General features: G+C 71.2%; 16 protein-coding genes. 6 read left to right on the forward strand and 10 right to left on the reverse strand.

Going from position 1 to position 21,560, the window contains the following annotated elements:
- Window positions 1-5 precede the first annotated feature (5 nt).
- The 3 genes from JOD54_RS30365 to JOD54_RS30375 are packed head-to-tail and all read left to right on the forward strand — an operon-like array spanning window position 6 to window position 2,359.
- Window positions 6-806, forward strand: a complete 801-nt coding sequence (locus JOD54_RS30365) for a DUF8017 domain-containing protein (RefSeq protein ID WP_204455370.1) — start codon at window positions 6-8, stop codon at window positions 804-806.
- A 21-nt stretch (window positions 807-827) separates the two neighbouring features.
- Window positions 828-1,532 carry an HAD family hydrolase gene (locus tag JOD54_RS30370; protein ID WP_204455371.1) on the forward strand — a complete coding sequence of 235 codons (705 nt, stop codon included), beginning with the start codon at window positions 828-830 and terminating at the stop codon, window positions 1,530-1,532.
- Complete coding sequence (locus JOD54_RS30375) at window positions 1,529-2,359, forward strand: DUF8017 domain-containing protein (RefSeq protein ID WP_204455372.1); 831 nt, start codon at window positions 1,529-1,531, stop codon at window positions 2,357-2,359. Before JOD54_RS30370 ends, JOD54_RS30375 begins: the two co-directional genes overlap by 4 nt.
- Here JOD54_RS30375 and JOD54_RS30380 read toward each other — a convergent pair whose 3' ends face one another.
- The 4 genes from JOD54_RS30380 to mtnA all read right to left on the reverse strand — a co-directional run bounded on the left by JOD54_RS30380 (window position 2,360) and on the right by mtnA (window position 11,357).
- Window positions 2,360-7,072, reverse strand: coding sequence for a hypothetical protein (locus JOD54_RS30380; protein WP_372440364.1), 4,713 nt, complete (start codon window positions 7,070-7,072; stop codon window positions 2,360-2,362).
- A gap of 2 nt (window positions 7,073-7,074) precedes the next feature.
- Entirely contained in the window at window positions 7,075-7,917 is an 843-nt protein-coding gene (locus JOD54_RS30385; RefSeq protein WP_204455374.1) for a DUF4132 domain-containing protein, read from the reverse strand.
- Between the two features lie 613 nt (window positions 7,918-8,530).
- Window positions 8,531-10,276: a proline--tRNA ligase gene (locus tag JOD54_RS30390; RefSeq protein WP_204455375.1), complete on the reverse strand. Its 1,746-nt coding sequence runs from the start codon at window positions 10,274-10,276 to the stop codon at window positions 8,531-8,533.
- Window positions 10,277-10,331: 55 nt separating this feature from the next.
- A complete protein-coding gene (gene mtnA, locus JOD54_RS30395; protein ID WP_204455376.1) occupies window positions 10,332-11,357 on the reverse strand; it encodes an S-methyl-5-thioribose-1-phosphate isomerase in 1,026 nt (341 codons plus the stop codon).
- On the opposite strand from mtnA, the gene JOD54_RS30400 reads away from it, so the two are divergent.
- Complete coding sequence (locus tag JOD54_RS30400) at window positions 11,350-11,715, forward strand: VOC family protein (protein WP_204455377.1); 366 nt, start codon at window positions 11,350-11,352, stop codon at window positions 11,713-11,715. The genes mtnA and JOD54_RS30400 overlap by 8 nt on opposite strands.
- Here JOD54_RS30400 and JOD54_RS30405 read toward each other — a convergent pair.
- Both JOD54_RS30405 and JOD54_RS30410 read right to left on the reverse strand, forming a co-directional pair.
- Window positions 11,712-12,896: an RNA polymerase sigma factor gene (locus tag JOD54_RS30405; RefSeq protein WP_204455378.1), complete on the reverse strand. Its 1,185-nt coding sequence runs from the start codon at window positions 12,894-12,896 to the stop codon at window positions 11,712-11,714. The genes JOD54_RS30400 and JOD54_RS30405 overlap by 4 nt on opposite strands.
- Window positions 12,893-13,246: a YciI family protein gene (locus JOD54_RS30410; RefSeq protein WP_204455379.1), complete on the reverse strand. Its 354-nt coding sequence runs from the start codon at window positions 13,244-13,246 to the stop codon at window positions 12,893-12,895. The genes JOD54_RS30405 and JOD54_RS30410 overlap by 4 nt, the downstream gene beginning before the upstream one ends.
- Before the next feature lie 173 nt (window positions 13,247-13,419).
- Between JOD54_RS30410 and JOD54_RS30415 the strand changes: the two genes are divergently transcribed.
- Window positions 13,420-13,842: a DUF6069 family protein gene (locus tag JOD54_RS30415; protein ID WP_204455380.1), complete on the forward strand. Its 423-nt coding sequence runs from the start codon at window positions 13,420-13,422 to the stop codon at window positions 13,840-13,842.
- A 166-nt stretch (window positions 13,843-14,008) separates the two neighbouring features.
- Here the strand turns inward: JOD54_RS30415 and JOD54_RS30420 are convergent, their stop codons facing one another.
- The 3 genes from JOD54_RS30420 to yaaA form a co-directional block, all read right to left on the reverse strand.
- On the reverse strand, window positions 14,009-15,853 hold the full coding sequence (locus JOD54_RS30420) for a DEAD/DEAH box helicase (protein ID WP_443602267.1): 1,845 nt from the start codon (window positions 15,851-15,853) through the stop codon (window positions 14,009-14,011).
- Between the two features lie 242 nt (window positions 15,854-16,095).
- Window positions 16,096-17,046 carry a serine protein kinase RIO gene (locus JOD54_RS30425; protein ID WP_204455381.1) on the reverse strand — a complete coding sequence of 317 codons (951 nt, stop codon included), beginning with the start codon at window positions 17,044-17,046 and terminating at the stop codon, window positions 16,096-16,098.
- A 748-nt stretch (window positions 17,047-17,794) separates the two neighbouring features.
- Window positions 17,795-18,538 (reverse strand): peroxide stress protein YaaA, encoded by a 744-nt coding sequence (gene yaaA / locus JOD54_RS30430; RefSeq protein ID WP_204455382.1) that lies wholly within the window; start codon window positions 18,536-18,538, stop codon window positions 17,795-17,797.
- A gap of 61 nt (window positions 18,539-18,599) precedes the next feature.
- Here yaaA and JOD54_RS30435 point away from each other — a divergent pair, with 61 nt between their 5' ends.
- Window positions 18,600-19,559, forward strand: coding sequence for a GNAT family N-acetyltransferase (locus JOD54_RS30435; RefSeq protein WP_204455383.1), 960 nt, complete (start codon window positions 18,600-18,602; stop codon window positions 19,557-19,559).
- Here the strand turns inward: JOD54_RS30435 and JOD54_RS30440 are convergent.
- Window positions 19,556-21,463, reverse strand: coding sequence for an intein-containing Rv2578c family radical SAM protein (locus tag JOD54_RS30440; protein ID WP_204455384.1), 1,908 nt, complete (start codon window positions 21,461-21,463; stop codon window positions 19,556-19,558). The two genes, JOD54_RS30435 and JOD54_RS30440, sit on opposite strands and share 4 nt — an antisense overlap.
- Between the last annotated feature and the right edge of the window lie 97 nt (window positions 21,464-21,560).

Here is a 21,560-nt window from a genome sequence, read left to right on the forward strand (position 1 = left end):
CGCCCATGACCTACCCCGGCGGCGACTACCAGGGCCTGGGCTTCTACCCGGGCCCACCCAAACCCGACCGGCGCAGGCTCGTGATCGTCCTGTCGGTGGTGGCAATCGTGCTGGTCGTGGGTGCGGTGACCGCGGTCGTGCTGCTGCAGCAGCAGTCCAGCACCCCGGCCCTGCCCCCGAGCAGCACGACGGCGACCACCACCACGGGCCCGACCTCGACGACCACCAGCCGCAAGACGACGACCACGACCACCACCAAGCGGGCGGGCCGAGTGATCGAGAACGACACGGCCAAGATCTCCTACGCCGTGCCGGACACGTGGACACCGGTCGAGTCGGCGCAACCGATCACGCTGAAGTCGTTGCCGGGCGTGGCCATCGACCATCTGGTCGGGCTCACCCCCTACGACTGCGGCGGCAAGAACTACAGCCGCGGCGTCGTGGGCGGCGGCAAGGTCGCCAAGGGCGAGTTGGACCAGCGGGCCACCGAGATCGCGAAGGCGTTCGGCACCGAGTTCTACAACGGCGGCACGGCCGTGGACGTGGTCACGGGCACACCGAAGGCGATCACCGTGACCGGCGCGGACGACAAGCAGTACAAGGGTGTGCGCGTCGAGGCCGAGGTGACCAGCGCGGGCGACCAGTGCCTGGCAGGCAAGGGGAAGCTGGTGGTCGTGCTGCTCGACGACGGCACCGACCTGCGGCTGCTGGTGGTCAACGGCGACACCGAGGGCGGTCCGGCGACACCGCCGACGGCCAAGGACGCCGACCTGGCCTCGATCGCCGACAGCGTCCGGCCGCTCTGACCGGCGTGCCACCATGGCCAGGTGACCGAAAAGACCACCCTGGTCCTGTGGGACGTTGACCAGACCCTCGTCGACTACAGCGGCACCGGGCACGCCTGGTACGGCCAGGCCCTGACCAGCGTGCTGGGGGTGGAGCTGGCGCACGTGCCCGCCTTCCCCGGCCGCACGGAGCGCTCGATCACCGTGGAGCTGCTGGAGGCGCACGGCGTCGACTGGACCGAGGAGCACGTCGAGCGGATGTTCGCCGAGCTCATCACCATCGCCACCGCCGCCCGCCCGGACCTGCCGTCGCTGGGGCGCGCGCTGCCGGGGGCGCCCCAGGTGCTCGCCGCGCTGGCCGAGCGGGCGGAGGTCGTGCAGTCGCTGGTCACGGGGAACCTGGTGGAGCTGGCCGACTGCAAGCTGGCCGCGTTCGACCTGCTGCCCCACGTCGACCTGGAGGTCGGCGGGTACGGCTCGGTGTCGGCCGACCGGCACGAGCTGGTCGCGGCGGCCACGCGGGCGGCGCAGGCCAAGTACGGCGCGGTGTTCGCGCCGCGCTCGGTCGTGGTGATCGGCGACACACCGCACGACGTGGCGGCGGCGCACCACCACGGGGCGGTCGGGGTGGCGGTCGCCACCGGGCGGTACTCGGTGGAGGAACTCGTGGCCTGCGGGGCGGACGTGGTGCTGACCGACCTGACCGACACCGACGCCGTCGTGGCGACGCTGCTGCGCACCACATGAGCGAGCCCTACCAGGTGGACCCCCTGAGCGGGCGACCACTGGGGCACCAGAGCTTCGGGGCGTACCCGCCACCGCTCCCGCCACCGCCACCACCGCGCGGGAACACGCGGTGGGTCGTGCTGCTCGCGGTGGTCCTGGCGTTGTTGGTCGGCGCCGTCGTCGCCGTTGTCGCGCTCGTCGACGACTCCCCTGAGCCGGTAGCGGTCGCCGCACCCACCACGTCGCCGCCGCCCACGGTCAGCCTCCCGCAGCCGACGGGTGTCCGGGTGCCGTCCACCAGGCCCGGTTGGCAGGGCGTGCTGTCGGTGAAGGAACAGCTCGTCTACGACGTCCCGGAGGACTGGAAGGTCGAAAACCTCGGCACCGTGGTCGGCTTCAACGACAACAACGGCAACGCGGTCGCCATCATGCACGGCGCGACGACCTACAAACCCGAGGTCTGCCCCGAGTCCCGAGGCTCCTACCGCGGCCACACCGGCTTCGTCTCGGTCGGCTCGACCGACCCAGAACGCGCCGCCCTCAACGGCGCCCGCCTCTTCGCCGACGCCGCCGCCCTCAACCCCGACGACACCAGAGCCCCCGTGGCCACCACACCCCCCACCCCCACCACCATCGCCAACGGCGTCGAGGCCATCTCCGCCACCGCCCGAGTAACCATCACCCACCCCAGCGACTGCCCCTCCCCCACAGTCCTGTTCACCTCAGTCGCCTTCCGCCACGGCACCTCCACAGCCCTCTTCATGATCTACATAGACGAAGGCGTCCCCGACGCCCTCAACCCGGCGATCATCGACCAGATCATCAAGACCATCCGCCCCCGCAGCTAGTCAGCGGCGGCGGGCGGTGTCGAGGCGGTCGTAGGCGGGGGCGTCGCCGGTGCGGGTTCGGGTCCAGGCTCGGGTGAACAGGTCGGGGACGGGCTCCAGGGGGGTGATGACGAGCCACGGGTGCTCGGGGAGGTTGTACAGCGGGGCTTTCCAGGCTTCGAGCGGTAGGTGCGGGCTGGCGAGGGCGAGCCAGCCGCCGGGGAGGAACAGGCTGCGGCCCGCGCGGGCGCGTTTGGCGGTGAGCACCAGGTCGGTTTCGGCGAGGGCGGTGCGGGCCGCGCGGAGGCGGGCGGGTTTCCAGCCGGTCCAGCGGGCGACGTTGGCGTCTGTCGGGTCCGGTAAGGCCAGCAGCTGCAGGTAGAGCACGGCGGCGTCCGGGTGCAGGTCGTGGTGGGCGGCGACCTCGGCCACCAGGTCCGGCACGGAGATCGACGCGTCCTGGTAGTAGCCGTTGACCGGCGGCGCCGTGCACGCGGCGGTGGTGCCCGCCGCGGCCAGCAGGTCCAGGACCTCGAAGTCGCGGGAGTGCACCAACTCGGCGACGGCGGCGACGAGGTCCCGGTCGTGCGGCCCGATGCGGCCCGGCCAGGCGGTGAACGAGTAGTCCTCGCCGTCGAAGTGGACGTCGAGCCAGTCCCTGGCGGGGATGTGACCGACCTCTGTGGACGGTTCGGCGCCGGTCAGCGTCCGCACCTCGTCCGCGTCGAACCAGCCGCCGAGGGACAGGCCGAACCCCGGGTGGGCGACCCGCTCCCTGGCCAACTCCAGCGACCGCGCGAGCGCTTCCCGGTGCGGGGAATCCCCCGGAAGCCGTTGGGCCAGCCACAGCAGCAGGTGGGCGATGCCGAACAGGGTCGAGTCGGTGAAGCCGTCCTTGACCCGTTCCTCGAGGTGCCCGTCGACGAGCCGGTAGTCGGCGTCGGTGTTGAGCCACTTGGTGCTGGCGGGGTTCAACAACGCCGTGACCACACCCGCGACGCCGCGCATCGACGGGAACCGCTTGGTGGCGTCGGCCAACACGTCGTCGTCCACGGGCGTCACCGCGCCGAACTCCGCGGTCCACACCTCGGCCACTGCCGCCGCATTGGGCCCGGTGGTCCACAGGTCACCCGGTTCCGCGGGCGCGGCAGCAGCGAGCAACTGCTGGCGCAAACGTTCGCGCAAGTCGCGCATGCGCTCCCGCGCCGCCTTCGCGCCGGGCTGCGACAACCCGAGCACAGCGCGCTCCTCGGCGCTGATGAACCCGTTGCTGGCGCGGAACGCCATGGGCATACCCGCGAGCATGTAGGCCGACTCGGCGGAGCCCAGCCCGGTGCGTTCAACGAGCGCCGCCACGGATTCCGGGCGCCACAGGTATGGGCCGCGCTCGGCCAAGACGTCGAGGAACCGGTTGATCCACGCGCTGTCGAGGGCCGAGACCGGGTCTGCGGTCTTGAGCTCCCACCCGTCGGGGAGCGCGAACTCGTCCGGGGTCCTGGTGAACTGGACGCCGGTGGCGTCACCGCCGGGGCCGTACCAGCTCGTGTACGCGACGGCGATGAAGCCGCCTGGTGTCGGGTGGACCCGGTGGCGTTGTGCGGTCTGGTCCTCGGGCACCGTCGCGACGACCCGCCGCCACTGCCCGGGCTGGTCGAGCATCCCGCTGTCGGCGATCCACCGCAGCACCAGCGCGAGCGTGTCGCGGTGCTCGGCCGGGGTGATCGGGGAGGCCGCGCGCATCGCGATCGCGCCCACGTACGGCATCAGGTCGCCCCAGAAGTAGGTGCGGCACTCGGGGAGGTCTTCGGCGGCCTGCTCCGGCCGGGACGCGATCTCCCGCAGGGCGGCGGTCAGCGCGGGCAGCCCGGTCCGCGCGGGACCGGCGCTCTCGTTGCGGTGCCTCCCAAGCCAGTCGAGCGCGACCGAGACCTGGTTCTCGGTCACGTCCGGTCCGGTCTGGTCCTGTTCCCGCTCCCCCGCCGGGAGGGTGATCGTGGTGAAGGGCCGGTGGGCGACCACCAGCCGGGCGGCTTGGCGCACCACGGACAGCACGCCCGCGAGGAGCCCCGGGTGGCTGATCTCGGGCAACGCGCCGAGCACCGCGGTGGCCAGTGCGTCGCGCTTGCCGTTGACCAGGTCGGTGTACCGGGCGTGGCTGTCGTCGATGTCGTACTCGTCGAGGTCGCCGTCCCAGTCCGATCTGTCGACCTCGGCGACCGCGACAGCCAGCATCGCTTCGGCGGCTTCCCTGCTCACCTCACGCAAAGCAGCCGAACCGGCCTCATCGCGTGGGCGCAGTAGATGCCACCACCGCAGAGGCATGACAACGGGCGTGCCAGCGGCATAAGTCGGGTGGTTGTCGGCGTAGTCGAGCGTGGCGACGGTAGTGCCGTCGGCATCGAGCAGGGCAAACCCGTCGTCTTGCTCGCTCACCGCCAGTCGAGCGCCGGGCAGGTCCAGCAGCCCGGACACCGGCACATCCGCCTGGACCCGACGACCGTCAATACCTTCACCGACCCATGTGCCGTTTGCGTCCTTGTGGACTCGCCACCCGTGTAGGCCGTTCTTGGCGCCCAGTGGGCTTGCCTCGGTGCCAGGCGCTATAGGCCGCAGATCGCAGTACTGACGCTCAAGCCCCTCGACCCCATCGAGGAAAGCGGGCAGGCTCTCGCGGCCTGCCTTACCTGTGAGCGGGTCTACCTCAAGCCACTGCGCCGTGGCCCACACGGTGGTGCCGTCGCTATAGGCGGGGCGCGGGAGAGGAATCACCGTGTCGCCAACGTGGACCGTTCGCCCACCGGTGAACCGCCCGCCGCCGGGTAGCGCCACCGACGCGTGGACGTCGTAAGAGTCGAACGGATCGGTGGCGCCGGGCGCGATGTGGTGGCCTGGGTTGTCACTCCAGTACGCGAGGCGACGGTTGGGGCCGGACCAACTCACCAGCAACACGCCGTCGAACCAAGCGGCCGTGGTGTCGTGGTACCACTGGTGGCGCGCGGCGGCGGGGATCTTGGCGATGTGCTCGGCCAGCAGGCCGTCGGGCCCGGCTACGACGAAGGAGTCCCCGCGCCCCAGAACCAGCGCGGGCCACCCTTCGCCGCTGAGCGCGACCGAGTCGGTGAACTTCGCGGCGGCTTCCTCCACCGCGGGCCAGCCCAGTTCGTCGAGCAGTCCGGCGCGCAGGGTCCGCCGCAGCGCCTCGGGGATGTCGACCCCGGCGAGCGCCCCGACCGCGTCCGGCACGTCGGTGAAGACCTCGGGGACCCGGAGCGCGGCGAACTCGGTCAGGGTCTGCGTGAGGCTGGGGACGGTGAGCCCGATCGCCTCGGTGTTCTTGGTGATCCAGTCGCGCAGCGCGATCCGCAGCCCCGGCACGCCCAGGATCTCGCGGACCAGTTGACTCGTGGCGACGTCGTCCTCGTCGGAGTTGTTGCGCAGGCAGTCAACGACACCCGCGCCGAGCACCGCGCCGTGCTCACTGGCCGCGTAGGCGCTGAGATCGCGGCGGCCGGGGGTCTCGTCGACGAGCCACTCCCACACGTCGGCCTCAGTGGCGTCGGACTCGACGGGGATGCCGTGGGCGAGCAGCAGGTCGATCAGGTCGAGTTCCGACTCGTACCACCTGCCGGACAGGCGTACCCGCTCTCCCCCGGCGGCGAGCCTGGCCGCCATCTTCTCGACCAGGGTGAGCAGGGCAGCGGAACGGGGCGCGTCCCGCCAACCGACGGATCGCGTGGCGACAACGGAGGTCAACCACGCCGCGGGCGTGATGGACACGGCGGGGTCCGCAGGGCCGGTCAGGGCTTGGGTGGCGCCGCCCGCGGTGAGGATGTCCAACCAGAGGTCCAGTGTGGACGTCTGCTGCGGAACGAACGCCAACAGCCGCGCTCGGATCTCGGGGTCGTTCTGTGCCAAGGAGACCAGCGGATCGCGATAGGACTTCCAGAAGCCAGCTGCCGCGCGGGCGATAGACGATGTTCCCAGCACCTCACGCAGTACGCGCTCGTCTTCGGCACGGACGTCGAGCTTTGCGGCCTTGGCCAGCCTGCGCAGGTCTTCAGGCATCCCGGCGTGTGGTGGCAGCCCGGCCCGGACGCGCTCAAGGCAGAGGGTGCGGAACCTGTCGAAGGCGTCCGCGGCGTCGTGGCGACTGGCGAGGCCCTTGGCGTACGCGGAGAGGGCCTTTGCGGGCAACGCGCCCGCGAACGCGAACTCGAGGAAGACCGCGCGAACCCGCTCTGGGTCCACCGCTAGGTCGTGGACCTGTTCCGCTTCGCGCGCCTTACCGAACATGGTGGAGGCGTAGGTGGTGTTGCCGTGCTTGAGGAAGATCCTCGCTGCCTCTTCGTAGAAGGTCGGCAGGAAGTGCGGAGCGGACCGGCCCAGCATCGTGGCGAGCTCGGTGAACCCGTCCTTCGCCGCGCCCGCCTTCGACTTGGCGACCCGGTCGAGGCGTTCGATTTCCTTGACCAGAGCCAAGGCGTGGTGCGCGTTGCCGGGATCGTTGACCAGCGCCCACGCGGGGAACCCCAGCGCGACCCGGCGCACGGTGCCAACCTCAGTGGACTCTATAGGCGCGGCGAACCCGAGGTACTCCGCCGTCAGGTCCTCGGCCTCGGCGAGCACGGCGGGCACAAGACGCACCACAACCCGGTCTGCGATGGCGGGATGCCTATAGGCGCGGGCAAGCAGAATGTCGTGGTCTTCTCCGGGGGCACCGGTACCCGGCGTCACCTTCATTCCGCTGCCGCCTCAACCACTCGCCCGGCGTAGATGGTCGACGCCATGCGCAGCCCCTCCGACCACGCGACGGGCCCAACGTCCGCGAGGGGAACCGTTGTGCCGTCTGGTCGCGCCCAGGAGAGGTCACCGGTCCAGGCTTCCTCCTCGGGGTAGTACTCGGCCCCGATCCAGTACCGGGCCTGCAGGGTCTGGCCGCCTTCGAACACCGAGCACACGGCCTCTCCCCCGCGCACCGGGTAGCCCAGGGTGCGGCAGCGGGCGAGGACGTGGTTCACCTGCTCGAACCGCCCGCCGGAGTAGTCGCTGACACTGTCGCCGGTGAGCCCGTCCGGCCGCGCGAACGTCTGCCGGAACAGCTGCTGCACCCCCTGCTCAACGCCCAACTCCGCCGCGAACTCCCGCAGGTCGTCGAGGTCGTCGAGCAACACAGGGTGCGGCAGCGCCACCGTCTCCGGCCCCACCCACACGGTGTCGCCGTCGAGGGTGACCACCCCGAGCCCCCGCTCAGGATCGGCGTCCCGCAAGAACCCCACCTCGTCACCGGCGACAACCACGACATCACGCAACGCGGCCGCCCAGGCACTGTCCGCCCACACCCGCGCGATCAGCGCCACCGGCACCGGCAACGACCTGGCCAGCCAGGTGTCCACAGTGGAGAGGCAGTCGCCCTGGTGCCGGTCGAGCCACTCCACCAACTGCCGCAGCCGAACGACCTCGGGGTCCTCCTTCAGCGCCGCGGGCACCGCCCCCAACACCTTCCCCTTGGCGTTGCGGCACTGGACCTTCCCGCCCTCAACCCGAACCTGATACCCACCCGCCGCATCAACCCACCCCACGACGCCCACCCCTACGTGTCGAATCGCACCCTGATCGCCGACACCCTAGCGACCCCCACCGACACTCCCCGACTCCGTCCGCTGTGGATCGTGGGTCACGCTCGGCCGCCTACCACCACCATCGATTCAGCGCACACCCCGAGCCACCGCGCGCAGCTCGGAGGACCACTCCCCCGCGTGGTCAGCCCGGCGGCCTCACGCACGATGGCGACCCGGACCGCCCGCTCCGGATCCCCGTCAATGAGCATCTCAGCCGCCACCAGGTGCTTACCAACCAACTCAGCCAACGACTTGGGCAGACCACGCAGCCCCGCCCTGGCCTCTACATCAAGCGCGGAATAGTCAGCACCCTCAGGCAGCTTCGGCCCCGGGTGCCCCAGACCAGAGATCCCGGACCCTCACCACACCCCTTTTTGCAAGCCCCCCGAGCGGGTCCACAGCCCCCACCCTCTCCGGGGGGCGTCCCTGGTCCAGTCTACCGACCCCTGCCGACAGTTGATCTTGTCGAGGCCCGCTGGAGATCCACATGTGGACAACTTCGGTCGCTGGATCGGGTGAAAGAAAGAGCCGCCCCCGGGGCGAGTGTCCCGGGGGCGGCTGGAGAACCGCGAGGTCAGCCGATCAGGGCGGCGATGTGGTCGACGACCGCGTCCACCGCGATCTCCTCCCGGGACCCGCTCGCCCGGTCCTTCACCTCGAGCACGCCGTTGGCCAGGCCGCGGCCCACGACCACGATCGTCGGGATGCCGAGCAGTTCGGCGTCCTTGAACTTCACGCCGGGTGAGGCTGTGCGGTCGTCCAGCAGGACGTCCACGCCTCGGGCGTTCAGGTCGGCGGCCAACTTCTCCCCGGCCTCGCGCAGGGCGTCGTCCTTGCCCGCGATCACCACGTGCACGTCCGCGGGGGCGACCTGGCGCGGCCAGACGAGGCCGATGTCGTCGAAGGTTTGTTCGGCGATCACGGCCACGAGGCGGGAGACGCCGATGCCGTAGGAGCCCATGGTGATGGTGATGGGCTTGGAGTCGGGGCCGAGGGCGTCGAGGCCGAGGGCCTCGGAGTACTTGCGGCCCAGTTGGAACACGTGGCCGATCTCGATGCCGCGGGCGGCCACCAGGGTTCCGGTGCCGTCGGGGGCGGGGTCGCCCTCGCGGACCTCGGCGGCTTCGATGGTGCCGTCGGGGGTGAAGTCGCGGCCCGCTACCAGGTCGATGACGTGGTGGTCCGACTTGTCGGCGCCGGTCACCCAGGCCGTGCCGGTGACCACGCGGGGGTCGACGAGGTAGCGGACGCCGTTGTCGAGGAGCGCGCGGGGGCCGATGTAGCCCTTCACCAAGAACGGGTTCTTAGCGAAGTCGGCTTCTTCGAGTACCGCGAACTCGGCAGGCGCTAGGGACGCTTCCAGGCGCTTGAGGTCGATCTCGCGGTCACCGGGGACGCCGACGGCGAGCAGGGTCCAGTCGGTGGCGCCGGGGAGGCGAACCTTGAAGAGGACGTTCTTCAGGGTGTCCGCGGCCGTGAACTCGCGCCCCAGGTCCGCCTTGTTGAGGAAGTCGACCAGGGAATCGATGGTCGGCGTGCCGGGCGTGTTGTGGACCTGCGAGTCGGGCAGGCCGGCGAGGTCGCGGGCAGGAGGCGCGGGCGTGACCACAGCCTCGACGTTGGCGGCGTAGTCGGAGTCGGTGCTGCGGACGAAGGTGTCCTCGCCGATGGGAACCTCGGCGAGGAACTCTTCGGACGCTGAGCCGCCCATGGCGCCGGACGTCGCCTTGACGATGACGTAGCGCAGACCAAGGCGGTCGAAGATGCGCACATAGGCGGCCCGGTGCGCGGCGTAGCTCTCGGCCAGGCCCTCGTCTGTGAGGTCGAAGGAGTAAGAGTCCTTCATCAGGAACTCGCGCCCGCGCAGGATGCCCGCGCGGGGGCGCGCTTCGTCGCGGTACTTGTTCTGGATCTGGTAGAGCCAGAGGGGGTAGTCCTTGTAAGAGGAGTACTCGCCCTTCACCGTAAGAGCGAACAGTTCCTCGTGCGTCGGACCGAGTAGGTAGTCGCCGCCCTTGCGGTCCTTGAGGCGGAACAGGTTGGGGCCGTACTCGGTCCACCGGTTGGTCGCCTCGTAGGGCTCGCGGGGTAGCAGCGCGGGGAACTGGATCTCCTGCGCCCCCATCGCGTCCATCTCTTCGCGGACGACCGCCTCGACCTTGCGCAGCACCCGCAGACCGAGCGGCAGCCAGGAGTAGACGCCCGGGGCAACCCGGCGGACGTAGCCTGCGCGGACCAGCAGCTTGTGGCTGGGCACCTCCGCGTCGGCCGGGTCCTCGCGCAGGGTACGCAGGAACAGCGTCGACATCCTGGTGATCACGGTAATGCTCCTCGTGTCGGGCGGGTGCCCATAGAGCGTAGTGACCTGCCGCTGGTCAACGCATCTGGGTTCGGCCAGGCTCGATGACCCGTTCCTCGGTGACGATCGCCGTGACCAGGTCGGCAGGGGTGACGTCGAAGGCGTAGTTGAGTGCGCGTGTGCCTACTGGCGCCGTGCGGACCCCACCGAACCCGGTGACCTCCTCCTCCGACCGCACCTCGATGGTGATGGCACCACCGTCCGGGGTGGCCATGTCCACGGTGGACTCGGGGGCGGCGACTACGAACGGGATGCCCGCGCGAGCCGCTGCCAACGCCAGTGGATAGGTACCGATCTTGTTGACGACGTCGCCATTGGCGGCGATCCGGTCGGCACCCACGACCACGGCGTGCACCAATCCGTTCGCGATGACCGAGGGGCCAGCCGAGTCGACAACGAGCGTGTGCGGCACCCCCATCTGGGCGAGCTCCCAAGCGGTGATCCGCGCGCCTTGTAGCAGCGGCCGAGTCTCATCCGCATAGACGTGCCCGAGCTTGCCCCGCTCGTGCAACGCGCGCAGGACCCCTAGCGCGGTACCCCACTCGACGCACGCGAACGCTCCGGCGTTGCAGTGCGTGTGGGCGTTGACCGGGCCGGTGATCCGCGCTGTCAGCCAATCGGCGCCGCGGTGCGCCAGTGCCCAGTTGAGCTTGACGTCGTCCTCTAGGACGGTGATCGCCTCCACGACCGCCTCCGGGATGCCCTCGGACAGTTTGGCCAGGACCCGGTCCACCCCCCACGCGAGGTTGACCGCGGTCGGGCGGGCGGCTCTGATCTCGGCAGCGGCGGCAACGGGATCCGCTGTGGACAACGCGGCCAACGCCACGCCGAGAGCGCCCGCGACCCCGAGCGCGGGCGCACCGCGCACGGCCAGGGTGCGGATCGCGGTCACGAGTTCGGGAACAGTGCGTAGCTCGCGGATGACGATTTCGTCGGGGAGTCGGGTCTGGTCGACGATGACGATGTGGTCGGACTGCCAATCGATGGTGCGCACGGTTCCATGATTGTCGGTCCCCGCCGCTACCGTGCCGGGTATGAGCATTGGTATCGCAGGTGTGACCATCGATTGCGCCGACCCGCGTGGTCTGGCCGGGTTCTGGACGCAGGCGCTGGGCTACGAGGTGGCGCAGGACTTCGGCGGCGAGTTCGTGTTCCTGGGCCCGCCGGGCGGGCGGCAGGGCGAGGGGGTGTGGGTCGGGCTGCAGAAGGTGCCGGAGGGGCGCTCCGGCAAGAACCGGGTGCACCTCGACTTCACCGCCGCCGACCGGCCCGCCGAGGTGGCGCGGCTGGTGGGCCTGGGCGCGGTCGAGGCGGGTGAGCACTCCGTCCCCGGGTTGACCTGGACGGTGCTGCACGACCCGGAGGGCAACGAGTTCTGCGTGGGGTCGGCCAACGGCTAGTCCTGGGCGCGGGCGGTGAGGTGCCTGCGTTCTTGGGCGCTGGTGGCGTGCTTGGCCGCCTCGCGGTAGTTCGACCGGGCCCCGGCCCGGTCACCGGCGAGGTCGAGCAGGTGGGCCCTGGTCGCGTAGAGCCGGTGGTTGCGGGCGAGCCGCTTGTCCGAGGCCACCGCCTCCAGCAGCTCCAGGCCCGCCGCCGGACCTGCGGTCATCCCGACGGCGACCGCGCGGTTGAGGGTGACCACGGGGTTCGGCGCGATCCGTTCCAGCAGTTGGTAGAGGCCCGCGATCTGCGGCCAGTCGGTGTCGGCGGCGGTCTCGGCCTCGCTGTGCACGGCGGCGATCGCGGCCTGCAGCTGGTACGGGCCGACCCGGCCGCGCGCGAGTGCCGAGGTGATGAGCGCGATGCCCTCGGTGATCGCGGCGCGGTCCCAGCGGGTGCGGTCCTGCTCGGCGAGTGGCACCAGCTCACCCGAGGCGTCCAGCCGGGCCGGCCGGTGCGAGTCGGTGAGCAGCATCAGCGCGAGCAGCCCGGCGACCTCGGTGTCCTCGGGCAGCAGGCAGTGCAGCCAGCGGGTCAGCCGGATCGCTTCGTCCGACAGCGCGGGTGCGGTCAGGTCGGTGCCGTCGGTGCTGGTGTGGCCCTCAGTGAACACCAGGTAGAGCACGTGCAGCACGCCGTCGAGCCGGTCGGCGCCCGCCGTGCCGAAGCCGACCTGCCTGATCGTCTGCTTGGCGCGGCTGATCCGCTGCGCCATGGTCGCTTCCGGGACCAGGAACGCCGCCGCGATCTGCGCGGTGCTCAACCCGCCGACGGCGCGCAGGGTCAGCGCGATCCGCGAGGACGCGCTGAGTTCCGGGTGGCAGCACAGGAACAGCAGTTGGAGCGAGTCGTCGAGGTCGGGGACCGCGGGCGGCTCGGACCGCGCGGCCAAGTCGTCGTCTTCGCGGCGCTTGCGCGACACCTCCGACCGCACGTGGTCGACCAGCCTGCGCGAAGCGACGGTCACCAACCACGCGCGCGGGTTGTCCGGGGTGCCCTCGGTCGGCCACTGCGTGGCCGCCGCCAGCAACGCCTCCTGCACGGCGTCCTCGGCCCCGTCCATCCAGCCGTGGCGGCGCACCAGGGCGGCGAGGACCCGCGGCGCGAGTTCGCGCAGCAGGTCCCCCTCAACCCCGGTCACGCGGACTCGTGCAGGACCGGCCACACCTCGACCGGCGTCTCGTCGGCCCACGGCATGTCCGCGGCGATCTGCTCGGCCCGCTCCTGGCTGTCCACGTCCAGCAGGTACAGGCTGGCGATGTACTCCTTGGTCTCCAGGTAGGGCCCGTCGGTGACCGCCGAAGCGCCCCCGTCGCGGCGGACGAGGCGGGCCATGACGGCGTCGGCCAGGCCGTAGGCGCCGATCAGTTCGCCGGTCTCGCGGTAGCGGGTGTTGAACGCCTCCTGCTTGGCGATCGCCTCCGGCCACTGGTCGGCGGGGATGGCGTCCCACTTCTCCTGGTTGCCGTAGACGAGCATCAGGTACTTCATCCGGGTCTCCCTCTGTCCTGCGGCGGCCTCGGCGGCTCGCCTTCGCCCTGGAGTCGGAGCGGTGACGACACCCTCGACATCGATCGGCGGACTTTTTTTCTCGTGCCCCGATGTCGAGCGACGCGGCCTGGCTCCGACCCCAGGGTGTCCGAGCCGACAACCGAGGAGCCCCGATGACCGCCACCGCACTCTCCCCCGCGACCACCCGCCCCCTCTGGCTGGTCAGCGCCACCGCAGGCCTCGCAGCCGCCGCGGCGACCGAAGTGTACGGACTGCTCGCCCGCGCCACGGGCATCCCGATGGCCGCAGGCAACATCGGCGCCGACACCGCCGAACCGATCACCGTCGGCATGTTCGCGATGGGCACGGCGATCAGCGTGTTCTGGGGAACCGTGCTGGCACTGCTGTTCGCCCGCTTCGCCCGGAACGCGGCCCGAACCTACCTGCGGACCACGATCGTCCTGACCGCCCTGTCCCTGGCAGGCCCGCTAGCCGCCGCCGACACAGCGACATCGACCAAGGCCATGCTCATCCTCGCCCACCTCCTCGCCGCCGCCATCGTCATCCCCCCAATCACCCGCCACCTAGCCCGTTGACCCACAACCCAGCCATCCTTCCCCCTCTTTCCACAACCCAGCCACCTCTTCCCCGCACAATCCACAACCCGCCCAATCCTCAACACCGCCACACAACGCCCAAAGGCAGAAAGGCAGAAAGGCCCACCCCCAGTTGGGGTGGGCCTTTCTGCAGTCGAGTGTGGTGTTACCGGTTGCGGTCGGTGTTCACGCGGCGGTCGCCGTCGCGCCAGTTGCGGGTGGATCCGGAGCCAGCGCGGTTGCCACCCTCGCGGGGGGTGAACTCGCGGCGCGGGGCGGCGTCGCGGTCGCCGTACTCGCGGGGGCGGCGCTCGCCGCCGTCACGCGGACCGCGGGCGCGGAAGCCGGAACCACCGTCACGGGCACCGTCGCCGCGGACGCCACCAGTGCGGGGAGCACCGTCACGGGAGTTGCCCCGGTAGCCGCCGCCCTCGCCGCGGTACCCACCGTTGTCACGGTAACCACCGCCGTCGCGGAGGCCGCCGTTGTCCCGGTTGCCGTACTCGCGGTTCTCGCGGGGCGCCCGGTCGCGGCTGGGGCCCGAGTCGCGGAAGTCGCGGGTGCGGTGGTCGCGGCTGGCGTCGCGGGGGTGGCCCTCGTTGCGCTCGGCGCCGCGGCTGGTGCCCCGGCTCTCGCGCGGGCCACGGCCCTCCGACCCGCCGGTGCGGCGGCGGAACTCGCCACCGGTGCGGCGAGCGGTGTGACCGGTGCGCGGCGCGCGGACCGGCGGGGCCTTCTCCACGACCGGCTCACCGCTGGGCACGCGGGCGCCGGTGATGCGGATCAGCTCCGCGTCGCCGGGGCGGACCTTGGTGTGCTCGGGCTTGACGCCCGCCTTGTCGGTGAGCCGGACGACGCCGCGGCGCTGGTCGTGGGTGACGACGGTCACCACGGTGCCCGCCTCGCCCGCGCGGGCGGTGCGGCCTGCGCGGTGCAGGTAGTCCTTGGGGTCCGCGGGCGGGTCGACGTGCACGACCAGGCTGACGCCGTCGACGTGGATGCCGCGGGCGGCGACGTCGGTGGCAACCAGGACGGGGGTGTCGCCCTCGCGGAACTGGCTGAGCACGCGGTTGCGCGCGCCCTGGGTCTTGCCGCCGTGCAGCGCGCCCGCGCGGACCCCGACCGAGCGCAGCTTGTCGGCGAGCCGGTCCACGTGGTGCTTGGTGCGCACGAACATGATGGTGCGGCCGTCGCGGGCCGCCATCTCGGTGATCACGTCGGCCTTGTCCTGCTTGGACACCAGGAGCATGTGGTGCTCCATGGTGGACACGCTGGCGGTCGGGTTGTCCACCGAGTGCGTCACCGGGTCGGTCAGGTAGCGCTTGACCAGTTGGTCGACGTCGCCGTCGAGGGTGGCCGAGAACAGCAGCACCTGGCCGTCGCGGTCGGTGAGGTCGAGGATCTCGCGGACCTGCGGCAGGAAGCCCATGTCGGCCATCTGGTCGGCCTCGTCGATCGCGCTGAAGCGGACCGAGTCGAGCACGCAGGTGCCCTGCCGGACGTGGTCCGACAGCCGACCGGGGGTCGCGATGAGCAGGTCGACGCCGCGGCGCAGCGCCTCGGCCTGACGCGGGAAGGACATGCCGCCGACCGCGGTGCGGCACCAGAGGCCCAGCGAGCGGGCCAGCGGGGTCAGCGCGTCGCTGACCTGCAGCGCGAGCTCGCGGGTCGGGACCAGCACCAGCGCGCGGGGGCGCAGCGGCTTGGCCTCGCCATCGGCGAGGCGGGCGAGCAGCGCGAGGCCGAACGCCAGGGTCTTGCCGGACCCGGTCTGCGCGCGGCCGAGGACGTCGCGGCCCGCGAGCGCGTCGGGCAGGGTGGCGGCCTGGATCGGGAACGGCTGGTCGATGCCCGCTTCGGTCAGCGCGCGCAGCAGCGGCCGGGGCAGACCCAGGTCGGCGAAGGTGACCTCGGAGGTCTCGAACCGGCCCTTGCCGCTCTGGCGGTGGCGCAGCTTGCGCTCGCCAGCGTCGTCGGCCGGGTCATTCGAGGTCAGGGCGGTTGTGGGCACAGCGGAGTCGAGCAACGGAGTCCTCTCCGGACGATGGCACGTCTCAGGAGGCTCCGCCCTCTTCGCAGGAGGCCGGCAGGCTATCGCAGGACGAGCCCGGCGCGTGTGTCACGCCGTCGGGTGGTGTGGCATCGGCTGTGTGTCCCGGAGCCTCAGGTCGGCTCCGCGCACGATGCCCCACAACTCTACCCGACGGCGTGACGGGTACCCGCAAGGCGGGAGCTGGATCACGTATTCGTGAGCTATCCCAGCCCGGCGACGTCGATCAGGTGAGCGGTCAACGCACCCGGGTCGACGACGTGGTCGGGCAGGCCGCGGCCTGCGAACCACCGCGCGATGTTGGCGACGTCGCGGGCGAGGAACTCCTGGCCCGCCGGGTTGGCGACGATGTCGACGACCTGCGGGAGGTCGATCAGCATCAGGTGCCCCTGGTGGACCAGGACGTTGTAGGCGGACAGGTCGCCGTGGGTCATCCGGTGCGCCGCGAACAGCTCCAGCGCGGCGACCAGTTGCTCCCACAGCTCCCGCAGCTCGTCCGGCTCCGGCTTGGTCTGGGCCAACCGCGGCGCGCCTTGCCGGTCGGCGTCGGACAGGAACTCCAGCAGGAGTTCGGTGCCGTCGCGCTGCACCGGGTACGGCACGGGCGCGCCGACCGACCACAGCCGCGACAACGCCGCGAACTCCGCGACGGCCCACTGCTCGGCGATCAGGTTGCGCCCGAAGACCGTGCGGTTGGCGATGGCCCGGCTCTCCCGGGACCGGCGCATCCGCCGCCCCTCGAGGTAACCGGAGTCGCGGTGGAACAACCGGTGCTCGCCGCTGCGGTAGCGCTTGGCGGCCAAAAGGCACCCCTGACCGCCGGGCACCGCGCGTTCGATGACGAACACGTCGGCTTCCTTGCCGGTCTTGAGGACACCCAACTCGGTGTCCGCCGCACCGTCGTCGGTGACCAGCCAGTCCGGCCGGGGGTGGGGCCCTTGCTCGCTGTCGCCCCACGTGGACCAGCGGTCCGCGCCCGCGGGGAGTTCTTGGGCAGCGGTGTAAGCGTCCTCGCGGACGCGCGCCAACCGGACCCGCTCGGCTTCGGTGAGCCTGCCGGACCGCTGGGGCTGGGGGTCATCGTCAAAACGCCGCCGCCGCATCTTGGCCGAACGAGGGGCGTCGTCATCGTCGAGAAAGTCGTGCTCGCGCACTGGGTGGGACTCCTTGGTCGGGAAGGACCGCCCCACCGCGCGATCAGCCGAGTGGGGCGGGTGGACGGGACAGAGCCGCGCCCACAGGGACGTTCTTGGTCACCGGACACCTCCCTGTCTCTCCACCGGCTTCTTCCCACCGGTCGCTACTGCCGCAGAGTGTGCCGGGAGCGGCCGGGGCGGGGCAACCGATTTATTTCGGGGCTGGGGTCGTCTTGATCGCTGGGGTGCGGGTGGGCCGGTTGGTCGCGAGTCGGGGGCAACGCGACGGACGCGGGCACCTTTGCCCGCAATGACTTCGGGCCGGGGTTGTCCAAGGTCGAGAACGCCGTGACCTGGTCGCCCGCTCCGGACGGGCGACATTCCTTCACCCGATCCAGCGACAGAAGTTATCCACATGTAGATCTTCGAAGCCGCGCATCAAGATCAACTGTCGGCGGGGCCTAGTAGACTGGCCCAGGGACGCCCCCCGGAGAGGGTGGGGGCTGGACCCGCTCGGAAGGCGCGGAGCGCGGTGGCGGTGGCGGAGCCAAGCGCAGCGCGGGCGAGCGGGCAGAGCCAAGCGCAGCGCGGGCGAGCGGGCAGAGCCAAGCGCAGCGCGGGCGAGCGGGCAGAGCCAAGCGCAGCGCGGGCGAGCGGGCAGAGCCAAGCGCAGCGCAGGCGGAGGTGCGCCGGGGGTAGCGGGGTTGGGGTGTGGCGAGGGCAGCGGGTGCGGGGTGTTGTGGCGTAGTGGGCTCAGGGGGCGGGGTTAGAGGGAGACGATGAGGTCTAGGGCGGTGGGGGTGGTTCGGTCCAACCGTAGGCCTGCGGCGGCGGCTACTGAGATGACTGTTCGGAGGGAGCCGGGTTCGCGGGGGGCTGTGGCCAGGGCGGCGGCTAGGCGGCCTTTGTAGGCCTTGTTGAAGTGGCTCACGGTCTTGCGGCGGCCTTGGCCGTCTTCGGTGACTACGCGCACGGTGATGGCGGAGGGCGCGGCGGCGAGGTTGGCGTAGGTGCCGGAGCGGAGGTCGATCACCAGGTCGTCCACTGTGGACAGGGTTTTCTCCAGGGGCGTGCGCCAGAGGGGGCGCAGGGGGCCCAGGGCGGGGATGACCGATCCGCCGGAGAGGCGGTAGGTGGGGATGGGGTCGTCGGCGCGGAGTAGGCCGAAGAGGGCTGAGGCGACGGCTAGGCGCTTGTTGGCTCGGCGGCGTTCGGGCTTGGTGAAGGACTTGATCGCCATGGCGTCGTAGAGGACGCCGGTGTAGCGGTCCAGGGCGGGGCGGGTGGGGCCGGTGAACAGGGCCGCGTTGCGCCGCACCTCGTCGGCTTGGCGTTCGGACAGGCCGAGGGCGGCGAGGCCGGCAGGCACGTCGCCGGCGAGGTCGACCAGGGCTGCGGCGACGCGGTCGCGGACCGGGGTGAGCTCGGGGAACGACAACGCCGCCAGGTCGAGGGCGGGACCGTCGCCGCCGTCGCTCTTGGTCTCGGAAGGGGGGAGCAGCACGAGCACCCGCAGAGCGTAGAGAAAACCGGTCGAGCGGGCCGTCCCGGGTGACCTACCCTCCCGATTTGTGGACCTGACCTGGCGATCCCTCGAGGACTCCGACGCGGCGGCCTGGGTGCGGCTGATGGCCGACGTGGAGGCGGTCGACAAGATCGACGAGCACAGCGGGCCGGACGACTACGCCAAGCTGATCGGCGAGACCGTCCCCGAGGACACCATCGCCGTGCTCGACGGCGACACCCTGGTCGGCTACGGGCTGGCGTTCGGCAGGCCGGGCGCGGTCGAGGTCAACAAGATCCGCCTGATCGCCGACGTGGCGCCGTCGCACCGGCGGCGCGGGGTGGGCACCGAACTGGTCCGGCGGCTGCACGACTGCGCGCGGGCCAGGCACGAGCGCACCTTCCCCGGCTTGCGCTTGCAGTCGATCGTCCCGGTGCACGAGCGCAACACCGACCTGGCGACCGTCATGACCGCCGCCGGGTACACGCCGTCGCGGTGGTTCTTCGACATGCGGGCCAAGCTGACCGACGACCTGCCGCGCATCCCGCTGCCCGAAGGGTTCACCCTGGAGCGGTACCGGCCCGAGTTCTCCGAGCCGCTGCGGCTGCTGCGCAACGACACCTTCGCCGAGCACTGGGGCTCCACGGACGTCGACATCCCGTTCTGGGAGGCGCACTTCGTGAAGACGCCGCCGTTCGAGCCGACGCTGAGCGCCCACCTGCGCGACGACGCGACCGGTGAGCTCGCGGCGTTCGTCTTGACCCAGCAGTTCGCCGCGGACACGGCCGCCCGCGGCTACAAGGAACTCTGGGTCGCCGATGTCGGCACCCGTACCGCGTGGCGCGGGCGCGGTCTGGCCACCGCCCTGCTGTCGACGCTGCTGAACGACGCCAAAGCCGAGGGTTTCGCGTCGTCCGGTCTCAGCGTCGACGCGGACAACCACACCGGGGCGCTAGGGGTTTACGAGCGCGCGGGCTACACGGTCGCTTCGAAGTGGACTCACTACACGCTGCCCCTCGACGACTAGAGGAGAGAAAGTTGGGGCTCCTCCGCGCGTGGGGCGGGCACACGGAGTTCAAAGGCGGCGGTTGTGAGCGCGTGGCGACGGAGTAATGGGGCCACGCGAGTGGCAAGGGCGCTCCTATAGGACTGGGCGGCGTAGCTGGAACGGCCGTAGATCCGGCGGTACAAGGGGACCAGGTGGGGGTGTTCCCGGGCCAGCCACGCGGCGAACCACTCCCGGGCACCGGGGCGGACGTGCAGCGCGGTGACCATGACCGTGGTCGCGCCCGCGGCGGCGATCTGCTCGAAGAGGGCGTCTAAGTGCTCTTCCGAGTCGGTCAGGCCGGGCAGGACCGGCGCCACGGCGACCGAGCAGGGGATGCCCGCCTCGGTGAGCTTGCGGACCAGTTCGAGGCGGGCTTGGGGGGACGCCGTGCCGGGCTCCAGGGAGTGCTGGAGTTCGCGGTCCAGCAGGGCGATCGACACCCCCAGCGACACCGGGACGTCCGCGTTCACCGCGCGCAGCAACGGGATGTCCCTGGCCAGCAGCGTGCCCTTGGTCAGGATCGAGAACGGGGTGCCGTGCTTGGCGAGGGTGTTGATGATGCCGGGCATGAGCCGGTAGCGGCCTTCGGCGCGCTGGTACGGGTCGGTGTTGGTGCCCATGGCCACGTGCGCGCGGTCCCACCTCGGCGAGGCCAGTTGTCGCGTGAGGACCTGGGGTGCGTTGACCTTGACGACGATCTGGGTGTCGAAGTCGCGGCCCGCGTCGAGGTCCAGGTAGGTGTGGCTGTTGCGGGCGAAGCAGTTGTGGCTGACCACGCCGTTGGCGATGAAGTCGCCGGTGCCGGTGGTGATGTCGAACAGGGGCAGGTCCAGGCCGAGCGGTTCGACGGAGACGACCCCCAGGCGGGCGCCGGACTTGATGGCGGCGTCATCGATGGAGCGCTTCTCGGTGGCCGCCGGGTCCGTGGTGTGGAAGAGGCGCAGGTGCTCGGACAGGCCGCCGTCGACGCGGATGCAGGCCTTGCCGCCGGGGGCGCGGCGTGATTCCCGCGCGTAGGCGAAGCCGAAGGACTCAAGGGCCTCGACCACGGCGGCCAAGGTGCGGCTGCCCAGGTTCGGCAGGCGGAGGATGCGGTGCGAGAACGTGCCGTCGGCGTCGAAGACGCCAGCCAGCAGACCCTTGCGCCACTCGTCTGTCGGCGTGCGCGGCCACTCGACCGGCAGGGTCAGGGCCAGGTCGCCGGTGAGGTACTCCGTCACCCGCGCCGCCGCCCGCGCCGACTCGGTGACCGTGCCGTCGCCCCGGGCGATGCCCGCGAGGTAGCCGCGGCGGTAGTCGGCGGTGTCCTTGGGCGGCGGCGCGAACCGGCCGGTGCCCATGAGCTTGTTGCCGACCGTCAGGTGTGGGCGGCGGTCGGCGCCGGAGATCTCGCCGGTGACGTGCTTCCAGCCGCGCTCGGTGAGGAACCGGTGGTCGCCGCTGGCGATGAGCTGGGTGCCGTCGACGAGGGTGACCCGGTAGGCGGTTTTGACCGTCGACCAGTGGTCCAGGACCTCGGTGGGCACGTAGTGCCGGTAGCTGCCGCGGCGCTCGGTGCCGTAGACGCGGTCGCCGACTTTGAGCTCCGACAGCGGCTTGGTGCCGCCGTCGGCCATGAGGATCGGTGTGTCGCCGTGCAGGCAGTAGCTGCAGGCGTGCGTGCAACCCCGGTACGGGTTGACCGTCCAGCGGAACGGCATCGGCGACCCCTCTGGAACCCGGTTCAGGACGGACTTGGCCAGCACCTCGTGGAACACCACCCCGGCGAACTCGGGCGTGCGGACACTGCGCACCAACCCGGGCATGCCGGGCAACACCTGCTCTCCCCCTCGTTGCGCAGCGCTCTCCCCCGTCGCCTCGACCCGCTGCCGTTCCCATCGCACCCGTCCATTCGAACATGCGTTCGAACGCGGCGCAACCAGTTCTCCCCGATCGGGGGGCGACTGGCACGATGTCGCGGTGCACGACTGGGAGACCCAG

The organism is Actinokineospora baliensis (assembly GCF_016907695.1).
Lineage (GTDB): Bacteria > Actinomycetota > Actinomycetes > Mycobacteriales > Pseudonocardiaceae > Actinokineospora > Actinokineospora baliensis.